14 protein-coding genes and 1 pseudogene are annotated in these 15,126 nt (G+C 54.7%); 2 read left to right on the top strand and 13 right to left on the bottom strand.

The window, feature by feature from the left end; translation table 11 throughout:
* Positions 1–3: 3 nt before the first annotated feature.
* The 5 genes and pseudogenes from yjjJ to deoC form a co-directional block, all read right to left on the bottom strand.
* Positions 4–1,325: pseudogene (yjjJ, locus tag ACLJNW_RS15775) on the bottom strand (type II toxin-antitoxin system HipA family toxin YjjJ).
* A gap of 178 nt (positions 1,326–1,503) precedes the next feature.
* A complete protein-coding gene (gene deoD, locus ACLJNW_RS15770; protein WP_000224865.1) occupies positions 1,504–2,223 on the bottom strand; it encodes a purine-nucleoside phosphorylase in 720 nt (239 codons plus the stop codon).
* A 209-nt stretch (positions 2,224–2,432) separates the two neighbouring features.
* Positions 2,433–3,656, bottom strand: coding sequence for a phosphopentomutase (gene deoB / locus ACLJNW_RS15765; RefSeq protein WP_000816454.1), 1,224 nt, complete (start codon positions 3,654–3,656; stop codon positions 2,433–2,435).
* Positions 3,657–3,707: 51 nt separating this feature from the next.
* Entirely contained in the window at positions 3,708–5,030 is a 1,323-nt protein-coding gene (deoA, locus tag ACLJNW_RS15760; RefSeq protein WP_000477838.1) for a thymidine phosphorylase, read from the bottom strand.
* Between the two features lie 123 nt (positions 5,031–5,153).
* Positions 5,154–5,933, bottom strand: a complete 780-nt coding sequence (gene deoC, locus ACLJNW_RS15755) for a deoxyribose-phosphate aldolase (protein WP_001519713.1) — start codon at positions 5,931–5,933, stop codon at positions 5,154–5,156.
* Between the two features lie 259 nt (positions 5,934–6,192).
* On the opposite strand from deoC, the gene ACLJNW_RS15750 reads away from it, so the two are divergent.
* Positions 6,193–7,743 carry a YjjI family glycine radical enzyme gene (locus ACLJNW_RS15750; RefSeq protein ID WP_001111689.1) on the top strand — a complete coding sequence of 517 codons (1,551 nt, stop codon included), beginning with the start codon at positions 6,193–6,195 and terminating at the stop codon, positions 7,741–7,743.
* Positions 7,715–8,578, top strand: coding sequence for a YjjW family glycine radical enzyme activase (locus ACLJNW_RS15745; protein ID WP_001064941.1), 864 nt, complete (start codon positions 7,715–7,717; stop codon positions 8,576–8,578). Before ACLJNW_RS15750 ends, ACLJNW_RS15745 begins: the two co-directional genes overlap by 29 nt.
* Before the next feature lie 32 nt (positions 8,579–8,610).
* Here ACLJNW_RS15745 and ACLJNW_RS15740 read toward each other — a convergent pair whose 3' ends face one another.
* From ACLJNW_RS15740 to ACLJNW_RS15705, 8 genes are all read right to left on the bottom strand, one after another.
* A complete protein-coding gene (locus tag ACLJNW_RS15740; protein WP_000119005.1) occupies positions 8,611–9,384 on the bottom strand; it encodes a metal-dependent hydrolase in 774 nt (257 codons plus the stop codon).
* The gene (locus ACLJNW_RS15735; protein ID WP_000531540.1) at positions 9,381–10,454 is read right to left on the bottom strand and encodes a patatin family protein; all 1,074 of its coding nucleotides are present in this window, start codon (positions 10,452–10,454) and stop codon (positions 9,381–9,383) included. Before ACLJNW_RS15735 ends, ACLJNW_RS15740 begins: the two co-directional genes overlap by 4 nt.
* A 123-nt stretch (positions 10,455–10,577) precedes the next feature.
* Positions 10,578–10,739 (bottom strand): DUF1328 domain-containing protein, encoded by a 162-nt coding sequence (locus ACLJNW_RS15730; RefSeq protein ID WP_000490276.1) that lies wholly within the window; start codon positions 10,737–10,739, stop codon positions 10,578–10,580.
* 128 nt (positions 10,740–10,867) lie between these two features.
* Positions 10,868–11,485, bottom strand: a complete 618-nt coding sequence (gene osmY, locus ACLJNW_RS15725; RefSeq protein ID WP_000178963.1) for a molecular chaperone OsmY — start codon at positions 11,483–11,485, stop codon at positions 10,868–10,870.
* Between the two features lie 401 nt (positions 11,486–11,886).
* On the bottom strand, positions 11,887–13,476 hold the full coding sequence (prfC, locus tag ACLJNW_RS15720; RefSeq protein WP_000175965.1) for a peptide chain release factor 3: 1,590 nt from the start codon (positions 13,474–13,476) through the stop codon (positions 11,887–11,889).
* A gap of 91 nt (positions 13,477–13,567) precedes the next feature.
* Complete coding sequence (gene yjjG / locus ACLJNW_RS15715; RefSeq protein ID WP_000870686.1) at positions 13,568–14,245, bottom strand: pyrimidine 5'-nucleotidase; 678 nt, start codon at positions 14,243–14,245, stop codon at positions 13,568–13,570.
* A 21-nt stretch (positions 14,246–14,266) separates the two neighbouring features.
* Complete coding sequence (gene rimI / locus ACLJNW_RS15710; protein ID WP_023204491.1) at positions 14,267–14,713, bottom strand: ribosomal protein S18-alanine N-acetyltransferase; 447 nt, start codon at positions 14,711–14,713, stop codon at positions 14,267–14,269.
* Positions 14,658–15,095, bottom strand: coding sequence for a DNA polymerase III subunit psi (locus tag ACLJNW_RS15705; protein ID WP_023204492.1), 438 nt, complete (start codon positions 15,093–15,095; stop codon positions 14,658–14,660). The genes rimI and ACLJNW_RS15705 overlap by 56 nt, the downstream gene beginning before the upstream one ends.
* Positions 15,096–15,126 lie beyond the last annotated feature (31 nt).

Genomic DNA, 15,126 nt, shown 5'->3' with positions numbered 1-15,126 from the left:
CGTCTACGCCAGCCGCCCGATGGTCTGCGCGGCTAACTTCAATTTTCCCACCATCGCGCGGGCAATCTCCTGAAAGCCCGCGCTGATGCGTTTATCATCAGCGACCAGCACCCAAAAGCGCTCGGCCAACGGCAAGGCAAATTCCCACGCTTTCTTATCGATTGTGGCCTCCACACGAATGTCGACAGGCGCGTAGCGCAACATGCCCGATGCCGCCGGAGCGTAATCCATCGGCAACATATCATAGACAGGCGCGAGCGCCATCGGGGCATCGGAGTAATAAAACGAGAGGTTACCCGCATGCATATCGCTGTTGGCGATAAGCCGACCAAACGCCCAAATTTTCTCAATTTGCTGATGGGCAACAGCATCTATAATGCCCTGCCCGGCAAGCCGATGCGTGACCACCGGCCAGATGCCTGGCGAAGATGCATACTCGCCTTGCAACGCCTCCAGGGAAACAATTTGCCGACGACCACGTATCCCGGTGCAGTCGAAGCGAATGCTTTCCAGAAAGACCTGTCCTCCCTCGCTGCAAATAGCCGTGGCTAAGCTGGCGTTGATGCTGGCGGCAGAAAGCACGGCTAATGCGATGGACTCGGCAATCAAGAGGTCGCTCCAGCGTTCAGAAACGGCGTTCCTTTCACGCGCACTGAATTTCACCAGTACGTTCTGATTGCCCCATCTTGTTTCTGCAAAACAGGCAAATTTAGGCTGCTCACCACCAGCTGAAGAGCCAATGACCTCACCTGCGAGCGCGTCTTCCGCCAGCTGCTGATAGCGATTGAGTTTTTCGGACTGCGTAATCGCCGTCGCATCCGGCGCGGTCACCCAACGCTGGTAATTCTCCTCACCCACGATCCAGCCGCCCGCATTTTCACCCTGATACGCCCGCAGCGCATACAGGACTTCATCCTCTTGCCACAACCGGATGTCATCAGGCAGATGCGCATACCCAGCCACGGCCCTTCCCCAAGCTCGCCCAAGGAATCCCTGTGGCCTAAGATCGGTCAGATACCATGGCAGGCTGTCAAACCATTGCCATTCACCTGTATCAAGCGCAACCAGGCAACTCCCCTGAGGCCAACACGGATAAAGAACGCCAAACTTAGCGGCCTGTCCTTGTGCATTGACCTGCCAGAGGGGAAAGGCCGCGACGCCGCGAACAGGCCGAACAAGCGCGTAGCACGAGCTTTACCAAACTGGATGACGTCCTGATGCGCGGAAACCAGACGAGAGAACGTCGCCTGACTAACGGCCAGCGATGATCTTAATTCAGCGGCGGAACTCGGCCCCTGTAAGAGCAAATCGGTTAATGCGCTCATAGATGAATAGATTAATGAATAGATACTTGAATGGATTTAAGGACACAGCCCTTTGATTGTCAATACAAACAAAGAAAGAGCGAGAGGAAAGATGAATAGATTATCAGAAGAGAGTGGATATAGCGCTGGCATTACCCGGACCAGGCCTTGACGCACCTCGTCCGGGTCGATTTGCTGCTTACTCCTGGTCGCCCAGCAGTACGGATTCCAGCGCGATTTTGATCATGTCGTTGAAGGTCGTCTGACGTTCAGCGGCAGTGGTCTGCTCGTGGGTACGGATATGGTCAGATACGGTGCAGATGGTCAGCGCTTTCGCGCCAAATTCAGCCGCAACGCCGTAGATACCCGCCGCTTCCATCTCTACGCCCAGTACGCCGTATTTTTCCATCACGTCGAACATTTCGCCGTCCGGAGAGTAGAACAGGTCAGCGGAGAACAGGTTGCCTACGCGCGCGTCAACGCCCAGCGCTTTTGCCGCATCAACCGCGTTACGCACCATGTCGAAGTCAGCGATAGCCGCAAAGTCATGATCTTTAAAGCGGATACGGTTCACTTTGGAGTCGGTGCAGGCACCCATACCGATCACCACGTCGCGCAGTTTGACGTCCATGCGCACAGCGCCGCAGGAGCCGACGCGAATGATTTTCTTCACGCCGAAATCGGTGATCAGCTCTTTGGTGTAGATGGAGCAGGACGGGATACCCATACCGTGGCCCATCACGGAGATCTTACGGCCTTTGTAAGTCCCGGTGAAACCTAACATGCCGCGAACGTTGTTCACTTCGCGAACATCTTCGAGGAAAGTCTCAGCAATGTGCTTCGCGCGCAGCGGGTCGCCCGGCATCAATACGACGTCAGCGAAATCACCCATTTCTGCATTAATATGTGGAGTTGCCATCTTCAGTTCCCTTTAAATTTGTTGTTATTGCCTGATGGCGGCTACGCCTTATCAGGCCTACAAAACGTGTGTCAAAACAGTGAAATACCCTAAGGATTTCGCGTTGCAGGAAGGCGACGAATTCGTGAATCCCCGGGAGCATAGATTAACTATGTGACCGGGGTGAGCGAATGAAGTCAACGCATCTACAGCGCGAAAGACAATGGGTATCACAGCATGTTTTTACCGTAGTCCATCGGCGATGTGCCAAAGTAGGTCGCCAGCGTCTGGCCGATATCCGCGAAGGTTTCACGGTGACCTAAAGAGCCCGGTTTGACTTTCGGACCGTAGATCAGCACCGGAATGTGCTCACGGGTATGGTCAGTACCGGTCCAGCTCGGGTCACAGCCGTGGTCAGCGGTCAGGATTAGAATGTCATCTTCCCCCACCAGCTCCATCAGCTCCGGCAGACGGCGGTCAAACAGCTCCAGGCCTGCGGCGTAGCCCGCGATGTCGCGACGGTGGCCCCAGGAAGAGTCGAAGTCAACGAAGTTAGTGAAAACGATGGTTTTATCGCCCGCTTCTTTCATCTCTTTGAGGGTCGCGTCGAACAGCGCGTCCAGACCGGTCGCTTTCACTTTCTTAGTGATGCCGCAGTTGGCGTAGATGTCGGCAATCTTACCGACGGACACCACGTGGCCCTGTTTTTCATCGACCAGTTTCTGCAGCACAGTCGGCGCTGGCGGTTCTACGGCCAGGTCGTGACGGTTGCCGGTACGCTGGAAGTTACCGGCCTTGTCGCCGATAAACGGACGCGCGATCACGCGGCCAATGTTGTAGCCGCCTTCGGTCAGCTCTTCACGGGCGATTTCGCACAGCTCGTAGAGTTTATCCAGGCCAAAGGTCTCTTCGTGGCAGGCAATCTGGAACACGGAGTCAGCGGAGGTGTAGAAAATCGGCTTGCCGGTTTTCATGTGCTCTTCGCCGAGCTGGTCCAGAATGACCGTACCGGAAGAGTGGCAGTTACCGAGATAGCCCGGCAGGTTGGCGCGTTTTACCAGCTTATCCAGCAGTTCCTGCGGGAAGCTGTTTTCGTGGTCGCTGAAATAGCCCCAGTCGAACAGCACCGGCACGCCGGCGATTTCCCAGTGGCCGGACGGCGTATCTTTGCCGGAGGACAGTTCGTGCGCCCATGCGTATGCGCCAATAACGTCCGCGTTGCCGTCCATACCGGCGGCAATTTTACCGGTAGAGCCTTCATGCGCTTTAACCAGCCCCAGACGAGTCAGGTTAGGCAGATTCAACGGGCCCTTACGGCCATTGTCAGCTTCGCCTTTGGCGCAAGCTTCTGCGATGTGGCCCAGAGTGTCGGAACCTACGTCGCCAAAACGATCCGCGTCTTCAGTAGCGCCGATGCCGAATGAGTCCAGCACCATAATAAATGCACGTTTCATATCTTCTCCGTACTTAGTGCTTCAAAAATAATTGATCAGATCAGTATACAACTATTCAGTAATTCGACGATAGACCGAAGGTGTGCTTGCTGGCGCTTTATCGTCAAGGATAATTGCCGCTTTGACGGCCTTCGCCGCTTCCTGCCAACTGGCTTCGTCTTTGGCATGAATCACCGCCAGCGGGCGCTGCCCGTCGATGCTGTCGCCCAGACGGGCCATGTCGGTAAAGCCAACGCTGTAATCAATGGTGTCAGACGCCTGACGACGGCCGCCGCCCATCGAGACGACCGCCATCCCCAGCGCACGCGTATCCATTGCGCTGATAAACCCTTCAGTATCAGCATATACCGCTTTGCTCAACATGGCGGTCGGCAGGTATTTATCGTAGTTCTCAACGAAATCGCTCGGCCCTTTCTGCGCGGCCACCATACGACCAAAGACTTCTGCCGCTTTACCGTTATCCAGCACCGCCTGCAGTTTGGCACGCGCTTCGGCGTCGTCTTTCGCCAGCTGGCCGGAGATCAGCATCTCCACGCATAGCGCCATAGTGACGTCAAACAAGCGCGGATTGCGGTATTCACCGGTCAGGAACTGCACGGCTTCACGCACTTCCACCGCGTTACCGGCGCTTGAAGCCAGCACCTGGTTCATATCGGTTAACAACGCCGTAGTGCGAACTCCCGCGCCGTTTGCCACGCCGACAATCGCTTCAGCAAGGGCTTCAGAAAGTTCATAGGTTGGCATAAACGCGCCGCTGCCGACTTTGACGTCCATTACCAGCGCATCCAGCCCTTCGGCCAGTTTCTTGGCGAGGATGGAGCCGGTGATCAGCGGAATAGAGTCCACCGTCGCGGTAATATCGCGGGTGGCGTAAAAACGTTTGTCCGCCGGTGCAAGCGAGCTGGTTTGCCCAATAATCGCCACACCCACGTCTTGAATAATTTCGCGGAAACGGTTGTCGTCCGGGAAGATATCGAAGCCCGGGATCGCTTCCAGTTTGTCGAGCGTACCGCCGGTATGTCCGAGGCCGCGACCGGAGATCATCGGCACATAACCGCCGCAGGCCGCTACCATTGGCCCCAACATCAGAGACGTCACGTCCCCTACGCCGCCGGTCGAATGCTTATCGACAATCGGGCCATTGAGATTCAGGCTTTTCCAGTCAAGGACAGTACCGGAATCCCGCATCGCCATGGTCAGCGAAACACGCTCCGGCATGGTCATATCGTGGAAGAAGATGGTCATCGCCAGGGCGGCAATCTGCCCTTCAGAGATAGTATTGTCACGAATACCATTGATAAAGAAACGAATTTCTTCGTCACTCAACGCATGACCATCACGCTTTTTACGAATAATTTCTTGTGCGAGAAACACGGTACCCTCCTGAGGGAAAAGAGTAGAAGGCTTACATCGCCGGATGGCGGTTAACGCCTTATCCGGCCTACAGGCCTGGATTTGTAGGCCGGATAAGCGCAGCGCCATCCGGCAAATCAGAGCTTAGTAGCTGCTGGCGCTCTTACCGTCGCCGTGACCCAGCGCTTTCAGCAGGCTTGCCAGCAGGCTGGATGCGCCAAAGCGGTAGTGACGAGAATCTGCCCAGTCAGCGCCAAACAGTTCGTCTGCAATCGCGAGGAATTTCTGCGCGTCTTCCGCCGTACGTACGCCGCCCGCCGGTTTGAAGCCAACGGTTTTGGAAACGCCCATGTCGCGGATCACTTCCATCATGATGCGCGCGCTTTCCGGCGTAGCGTTTACCGGCACTTTACCGGTAGAGGTTTTGATGAAATCCGCACCGGCTTTGATGGAGATTTCAGAGGCTTTACGAATCAGCGCCTCTTCTTTCAGCTCGCCGGTTTCGATGATCACTTTCAGCAATACGTTCGCTGCGGCACAAGCGTCTTTACAGGCTTTTACCAGGTCAAAACCCACCTGCTCGTTACCGGCGATCAACGCGCGGTACGGGAATACCACGTCCACTTCGTCAGCACCGTAGGCGATCGCCGCACGGGTTTCCGCCAGTGCAATATCGATGTCATCATTGCCATGCGGGAAGTTAGTCACCGTTGCAATGCGGATGTCCGGCGTACCTTGTTCTTTGAGGGTTTTACGCGCAATCGGGATAAAACGCGGGTAAATACAAATCGCCGCCGTATTCCCGACCGGGGTTTTTGCCTGATGACACAACGCGATCACTTTTTCATTGGTGTCGTCATCGTTCAGAGTGGTCAGATCCATCAGTTTGAGCGCACGCAGGCTGCTTGCTTTTAAATCAGTCATGACATTCTCCAACGGCATTGCCGTATAAAATTTCACCTTGCGAGTCTGTTAATATTCTAACATTCACTCGCGATTACACTTCGATATACATCACAGTTAATGAAAACTACGTACAAATTTGCATTACTGTAATGAGATCTGAATCAAATTATCCCGCCGTCACCGCCTGTTCTTCGAGCGATAAGCGCATCAGGATCAAAGTCGGTTTGCCGCCATTTTCTACAATAGCGCATCGTCCCGGCATAAAGAGGAAACGAAGATGCCTGCCTCATGCGAAACTGCGCTCCAGCAGCGTTGCCAGCAAATTGTGACCAGCCCGGTGCTCACGCCTGAACAAAAACGCCATTTTCTGGCGCTGGAAGCTGAAAACGCCCTGCCTTATCCCACCCTGCCGGAAGATGCCCGCCAGGCGCTGGATGAAGGCGTCATTTGCGATATGTTTGAGGGGCACGCCCCCTTCAAACCACGCTACGTGTTGCCCGATTACGCCCGATTTCTGGCTAACGGTTCACAGTGGCTGGAACTGGAAGGCGCGAAAGATCTGGATGATGCGTTATCCCTACTCACCATTCTGTATCATCACGTTCCTTCCGTGACGTCCATGCCGGTTTATCTCGGCCAGCTTGATGCGTTGCTGCAACCGTATGTTAGAATTCTAACACAAGATGCGATCGATATTCGAATAAAACGTTTCTGGCGTTATCTCGACAGAACGCTGCCAGACGCCTTTATGCATGCCAATATTGGCCCTGCCGATACGCCTGTCACACGAGCGATTTTGCGCGCTGATGCCGAGCTAAAGCAGGTGGCGCCTAACCTGACGTTTATCTACGATGCGGAAATTACGCCGGACGATCTGCTGCTGGAGGTCGCCAAAAACATTTGCGAATGCAGTAAGCCACACATTTCCAACGGCCCTGTAAATGATAAAATTTTCACAAAAGGCCATTATGGCATCGTCAGTTGTTATAACTCGCTACCGCTTGGCGGCGGCGGCAGTACGCTGGTACGTCTCAACCTGAAAGCCGTGGCAGAACGCAGTACGTCTGTCGATGACTTCTTTTCACGCACGCTACCGCACTACTGCCGACAGCAGATCGCCATCATTAATTCACGATGTGAATTCCTCTATGAAAAGTCACATTTCTTTGAGAATAGCTTTCTTGTACAGGAAGGTTTGATCGATCCCGAACGTTTTGCGCCGATGTTCGGTATGTACGGGCTGGCGGAAGCCGTGAATCTGCTGTGCGAAAACGCGGGCCTGACCGCCCGTTACGGCAAGAATGATACGGCGAACGAGCTGGGCTACCGTATTAGCACCCAACTGGCGGATTTCGTCGAAAATACGCCAGTGAAGTATGGCTGGAAGCAACGGGCGCTGCTCCATGCCCAGTCTGGCATCAGTTCCGATATTGGCACTACGCCGGGCGCACGTTTGCCGTATGGCGATGAACCGGACCCTATCACCCATCTGCAAACCGTCGCGCCGCACCATGCCTTTTACCATGCCGGGATCAGCGACATTCTGACGCTGGACGAAACCATCAAGCGTAATCCGCAGGCGCTGGTTCAGCTTTGTCTTGGCGCGTTCAAAGCCGGGATGCGGGAATTTACTGCCAATGTCAGCGGCAACGATCTGGTGCGCGTCACCGGTTATATGGTGCGCCTGTCGGATCTGGCGAAATTTCGCGCCGAAGGCTCGCGCACGAATACCACCTGGCTGGGAGAAGAAGCCGCACGTAATACCCGCATCCTGGAACGACAGCCACGCGTAGTCAGCCATGAACAACAGATGCGCTTTAGTCAGTAAGATCATTGCGTTTTCCTGCGTCGATGGGCCAGGCAGCCGCCTGGCATTATTCTTACAGGGCTGCAATTTGCGCTGCAAGAATTGCCATAACCCGTGGACGATGGGACGCTGTAACGACTGCGGGGAATGCGTATCGCAGTGTCCGCATCACGCCCTCAGCGTTGATGGCGGGAAAGTGGTATGGCGGTCGGACGTCTGCGAGCAGTGCGATACCTGCCTGAAAATGTGCCCACAGCAGGCAACGCCAATGGCGCAAACCATGAGCGTTGACGATGTGCTGCGTCATATTCGTAAAGCATCGCTGTTTATTGAAGGTATTACCGTCAGCGGCGGAGAGGCGACCACGCAATTACCGTTTATTGTGGCGCTATTTACGGCGATCAAAGCCGATCCGCAGTTACAACGGCTGACCTGTCTGGTGGACAGTAATGGTCAGTTAAGCGAGACCGGCTGGAAAAAACTACTGCCGGTTTGCGACGGCGTAATGCTCGATCTGAAAGCCTGGAAGAGCGAGTGTCATCACCGTCTGACCGGACGTGATAATACGCATATTAAGCACAGTATCCGCTTTCTTGCTGCGCAGGGAAAACTGGCGGAGCTGCGGTTGCTGGTTATCCCGGGTCAGGTGGACTATGTGGCGCATATTGATTCACTGGCGGCGTTTATTACTTCGCTGGGCGAGGTTCCGGTGCGTCTGAATGCCTTTCATGCGCACGGCGTCTATGGCGAAGCGAAGGCCTGGCCAGGCGCGACGCCGCAAGAGGTGGAACGGCTGGCTGACGGATTGCGCGCGCGTGGGGTGGCGAAGCTGATTTTGCCGGCGCTATATTTGTAAGCGTCGCCTGCCGGACGGCGGCTGCGATGCCATCAGAGCCGAAACAAGGTAATGGTATTGCGATACAGCGTATCGGCTATCACCTCTGCGGGCTCCGGACGTAATTCGCAGAGCGCATCAAATACGCGCGCCGCCTGCTCCGGGCGGTTCGGCTGCCCCTGAAACCCCTTTAGCGGCATATCCGGCGCATCGGTCTCCAGCAACAGCGCGTCCAGCGGCAACCGCGCCATAACATCACGGGTTTTACTGGCGCGCGGGTAGGTGATGGTGCCGCCGACGCCGATTTTATAGCCCAGTCGCACAAAGCGTTCGGCCTGCTGCAGACTGCCGGCAAAACCATGCACCACACCGGTTCGCGGCAGATCCTGGCGCTTTAAGTGCATCGCCAGTTTGTCATGCGTGCGCCGCGAGTGCAGGATCACCGGCAGATCGTAGCGTTTTGCCAGTTGTAGTTGCGCGTCTAAAAATCGCTCTTGCCTGGCGAACTGCGGATCGTCGCGATAAAGATCGAGACCAATCTCGCCTACCGCCACGACGTTCTGTTGTTGCGCCAGCGCTTGTTGCAGCTTATCAGGATCGTCATCGGCATGACGCTCAATCACAATGGGGTGCAATCCCAGCGCAGCATAAAGCGACGGGAAACGCGCCGCCAGCGCCAGCACGCGGGGAAAGTGAGCCGCCTCGGTCGCCGGCACGATGATTTTTTCAACGCCCGCCTCACAGGCACGCTGAATACTGGCGCGCTCATCGCCCGTAAAGGGCGGGAAATCAAAATGGCAATGCGTATCAATAAAGCGCCAGCTCACGCCAGATCCTCGTCGGTAAATGTGGTGTCGTTTGCCTGCGGCGCGCTAATGACCTCCGCCACATGCGTATCATTGGCCACCGGCGCCGGAGGCACGACCACCGTTTCCGGCACGGCAATCCGCGACGTATGGCGCAGGAGAGGCGGCGTTGCGGCGAGCAATTTACCAACGGTGGCAAGGAAATAACGCCCGCATAATTGCCCGGTTTTGTAATCCTCACGCAGCGCCGGGATACGGCTGCCCAGCGCCATGCTGTGCAGAGGTTTCGGTGGATAAATTTCAATGATCCGCAGCTTACCCGGCGGCTTTTCAATAAATTGTTGGATCGCGCTGTAGGACGTTTCATGATGCTGCACCAGGTTGACCAACGGCTGTAGACTGCTCTCTCCCAGCCAGCGCTCCATACGCTTAAACCACTGCGGCGTGTAATACATTTGCGAGGGTACGGTGCGGATCACCACAATGGTTTTCGCCCCCCGCTTTGCCGCCTCCTGAACCGGAATGGCGTCGCTAATGCCACCGTCCAGATAGTTGATGCCCTCTAACGTAACGCCGGTACGGTAGAAACCCGGTATGGCGCTGGAGGCGCGAATGATATCAAGCCAGTTTTGTTTTGTCGGCGAGAAATAGCCCGGCGTGTAATCATCCCCCCGGCAGGCGCACATATAAAAGGATTTTCCGCTGTCGAACAGGCGCGCTGCGGTATCCATCTGCAGCGGCATTCGGGCGGCGGTGGATTCCACCAGCCAGTCGAGGTCAATAAGGTTTCCTCCGCGTACAAATCGCAGCGGATCAAAAAATTCGCGCCTGGTGGTATAGCGCATAATGACTTTACGCCCGTAGCCGGGCTGGTTGCAGAGATACGCCGAGAGATTTTGCGCACCGGCTGATGTGCCGAAGTAGAGATGGAAAGGATTAAACTGCGCACGCATAAACTCATCCAGCACGCCTGCGGTAAAGATGCCCCGCTGCCCCCCGCCCTCACAGACCAGCGCCATACGGCCTGGCCGGAACGGTGTTAATGATAACGGCGCAATATTGCCGAGCGTAACCGGTATTCGCTGGCCCACCTCTGCCTTCCTGTTTTTCATTTTTTTCCAGGCTGACAAGGTAACGCAAAACGTTAACGGCTAAAACCGTAAAAGCCAGTCCGCTGGACTGGCTTGATAGCAATATATCTTTACAGATGCCTGCTAGGGTCGTTTACGGCCCATGAACAGGCTGACCAGGAAGAGCACGATCCCGACGACGAAGACGATTTTCGCCGCGCCGGCAGCCGTACCAGCCAGTCCACCAAAACCCAATGCGGCGGCAATTAACGCGATAACCAGAAATATAATGCCCCAACGAAACATAAGCCTCTCCTTTACCATAGTTAATGTCGACCGCTAAATATGAGCGCTCAGGCTACTCATTCGCGATATTTTTAGTGTGGTGCACATTACGCCTCCCGACAAACGTCGGGAGGACGAATTACGACGAATTACTGAACTTTCAGATCGTTTTTAACACTTTTTACGCCATCAACGGCTTTCGCGATGCTTTCAGCGCGGTCGCTTTGTTCCTGAGTTTCAACAGTACCGGAGAGCTGTACGACGCCATCGGTCGTTTCCACTTTCACTTTACGGGAAGGGACGAGATCGTCCGCCAGCAACTTGGCTTTGACTTCACTGGTCGTGGCCGTATCGCCGGCATAGCCTTTCACGGAACCTTCTTTATTGTCGCGAACGTGAAGTTTGTCGCTAACGGAGGTCACGCCTTCTACGCCTTTCGCCACTTTCACGGCGGCTTCAGCCTGCGCCTGGCTTTCTACAAAGCCGCTCAGGGTGACGACTTTCTGATTGGTTTCGACAGAAATATCGGTGCTTTTAATATTGTCATGGTCTACCAGCGCAGCTTTGACTTTCGCAGTGATGGCGCTGTCATCCATGAAGTTACCGACTTTATTCATAGAGCTATCGACTTTTTGCCCTGCGGTTTCGGTTCCGCTTTGCGCCTTGTCCGTTGTTGCGTTTTCTGCAAAGGCAGAACCTGTCGCAACAGCAGAGGTCAACATTACGGCCAGCAGAGTTTTAGAAATCTTCAGTCTTGTCATAGTCATCGATTTTGTCCTGTATAGTTTGCTCGTAATTTGAGCTCAGGCAACACGAGGTTGCATTGCTGAATGCGGTGAAACTCACCGGTTTCTGAAGTCAATGACTGGCATCACATTCGTGAATTTGTAACGACGCGTCGCCTGCCACCCTTCCGTTTCAGTTATTAATATCGTGACTGAAACAAATCTCAGCTTTAAGCTCTCATATTCACGCATTGAACAGGCATTAAAGCCGACATTTATGTCATCACTTTGTTAAATATAGATCACAATTTTAAAATCGCTTGTCGGTGCGTATAAAAAACAGGCAGATCGGAGAAAAAACGCGGGATTTAAGAACATTCCGTAAGCGGTTAAAAAGGCAGGGAAAGTACGAAGGCGCGGCGGATGCCGCGCCCGGAAAGGGATCAGTGTTCGCGCGTTTTACGGAACTGAACGTCAGGGTAACGTTCCTGGGTCAGGTTCAGGTTAACCATTGTTGGGGCGATATAGGTGAGGTTGTCGCCGCCATCCAGCGCCAGTTGTGTTTCATTCTTACGCTTGAACTCTTCGAATTTCTTCGCATCGGCGCTTTCCACCCAGCGCGCCGTCGCCACGTTGACGGATTCATAAATCGCCTCAACGTTGTATTCGCTTTTCAGGCGCGCGACAACAACGTCAAACTGCAAAACGCCCACGGCGCCGACAATCAGATCGTTGTTGGAGATGGGACGGAATACCTGCACCGCCCCCTCTTCAGAAAGCTGCACCAGCCCTTTCAGTAGCTGCTTCTGCTTGAGCGGATCTTTCAGGCGAATACGACGGAACAGTTCCGGCGCAAAGTTCGGGATACCGGTAAACTTCATCATCTCGCCCTGGGTGAAGGTATCGCCGATCTGAATGGTGCCGTGGTTATGCAGACCCAAAATATCGCCCGGGTACGCTTCTTCAACGTGCGAACGGTCGCCCGCCATAAAAGTTAACGCGTCGGAAATCACCACATCTTTGCCGGTACGGACCTGGCGTAGCTTCATGCCCTTCTCATACTTACCGGAAACCACGCGCATAAACGCCACGCGGTCGCGGTGTTTCGGGTCCATATTGGCCTGAATTTTAAAGACAAAACCGGTGAACTTCTCTTCCGAGGCTTCCACTGTGCGGGTATCGGTTTGACGCGGCATCGGCGCGGGCGCCCACGCCACTAAACCATCCAGCATATGGTCAACGCCAAAGTTACCCAGCGCGGTACCGAAAAATACCGGGGTAATTTCCCCTGCCAGGAACAGCTCTTCATCAAACTCGTTAGACGCGCCCTGCACCAGTTCCAGCTCGTCGCGCAGCTGCTGCGCCAGATCTTCACCGACGGCAGCGTCCAGATCCGGGTTATTCAGCCCTTTAACGATGCGCACTTCCTGAATGGTGTGGCCCTTACCGGTCTGATACAGATAAGTTTCATCTTTATAAAGGTGATAAACGCCCTTAAACAGCTTGCCGCAGCCAATCGGCCAGGTGATCGGCGCGCAGCCGATTTTCAGCTCGTTCTCGACTTCATCCAGCAGCTCCATCGGGTCGCGGATATCACGGTCGAGTTTGTTCATAAAGGTCAGGATCGGCGTATCGCGCAGACGGGTAACTTCCATCAGCTTACGGGTCCTGTCTTCAACGCCTTTTGCGGCGTCGATCACCATCAGGCAACAGTCCACCGCCGTCAGGGTACGGTAGGTATCTTCGGAGAAGTCTTCGTGCCCCGGGGTGTCCAGCAGGTTCACCAGACAGTCATGATACGGGAACTGCATCACCGAGGTGGTGATAGAGATACCACGCTGTTTTTCCATCTCCATCCAGTCAGATTTTGCATGTTGGCTGGAGCCACGGCCTTTTACCGTACCGGCGGTCTGAATCGCCTGTCCGAACAGCAACACTTTTTCGGTAATGGTGGTTTTACCGGCGTCCGGGTGAGAAATGATGGCAAAAGTGCGGCGTTTGGCCACCTCTTGCAAATAAGGAGACAACGTCATAGTCAAATCTTCTTGAGTAAGCGCGGCGTTTGACCACGCATGTTGAATACGAAAAATGCGGCTATTTTACCCATCAACCTGGGGGAGGCAATCAGTGTTTACACAGGAGCTGCTCCAGTTCGCTTAATGACGCCACAGTCCAGGTTGGATGAATACCCGCGGGCTGCTCGCGATGATGCGCGTTAAGCCAGCAGGTCGACAGTCCGGCGTTAATGCCGCCAAGAATATCGGACTCCGCGGTATCGCCAACCATTAATACGCGCGAGCGGTCAGGATTCCCCGCCTGCTCCAAGGCGTAGTTAAAGATTTTCGGATCGGGCTTCGCGACGCCAACCTGCTCGGAAATCACCAGCAGATCGAAATACTCGCGCAGCCCGGTGCGCTCCAGACGAGTTTGTTGTAGCGCGGTAAAACCGTTAGTAATAATACCGATTTTAGCCTGCCCGCGAATCGCATTAAGTAGCGAAACGGCGCCCGGCAAAGGAGAACAGATCTCCGCCATCGCACTAATAAAAGCGTCATTCAGCAGCCCCGGCGCAACGTTTAGCCGTTCAGCCCAACTTTGAAAGCGCGCGTGCTGCAATTGTAATGAAGTAATCGCGCCGTTCTGATAATCCACCCATAGCGGCTTATTCACGGCCTGGTAATCCTGGAAATCCTCAGCGGTAAAGGTGACGCTATAGTCAAGGAACATCCGCTGTAAGCCGGTGAAAGAATCAAACGTAAACAGCGTTTCATCGGCATCAAAGAAAATCCAGTCCCACTTCATCATTACACCTTGCCTCTTTTATTACATGCTTATCGGTAACGCCATGATGATGGCGTCCTCATGCCCTTGTGCCGTGGGATAGTAATTGCGGCGAATCGTCGCCTCGTTAAACCCCAGACTTTCATACAGCGCGATGGCGGCAGCGTTAGAGGCGCGTACCTCCAGCCATAGCGTTACAACCCCACGTTTTTCCAGTTCATCAATCAGATGCTCAAGCAGCATACGCCCCAGCCCCCGACGCTGAAAATCCGGATCGACGGCGATATTGAACAGCGTCGCTTCGTCCAGCACCACCTGTGTAATGGCAAACGCGGCCATTCTGTCATCAGCGGTCAGCTTAAGGTTGAGATACCGTGCGCCCTGGTTGCCGAAAAACGTTTTTTCGCTCCACGGAAACGCATGAGCGCGTTGCTCAATCTGCCAGGCTGCGGGGAGATCGGTCGTGCTGAGGATAGAAATCGTGTTCATGTTCGCAGATTTGTTGCCATAGTGCGGCGCGTGCCGTCGGGTTTGCCCGGAGTTCATTAAACGCCGGCGTCGTGACCTGAGCGCCTTCGAGTTGGAGCGGCGCGTCAGTTCCTAACCGCCAGCTATTACAACGGCTGCCCTGCGGCAGCATGGTGACGCGCTCAGGCGTCAGCGGTAAAACCTGATCGGGACTCACGGTCAACGCGCGTAAGATATCGCGCATTAGCGGCTCGTTCAGCGCGGGTAATTCCTCTGCAACCACGATCAGACGAACGTGCGCGGGAAGGGAAATCGCAATCTCGCCCTGTAGCGCGCCAGGACGTCGCAGCGCCCACTGCGTAATACCCAGTTGCTGTAACTGCCAGTCTCGTCGGGATGTCATAGCGAAACGCTCCTGTAATCAGGGGCGCAAA

It is taken from the genome of Salmonella sp. SAL4457, assembly GCF_046548235.1.
GTDB lineage: Bacteria > Pseudomonadota > Gammaproteobacteria > Enterobacterales > Enterobacteriaceae > Salmonella > Salmonella enterica.
This window is presented reverse-complemented; position numbering and strand designations above follow the sequence as displayed.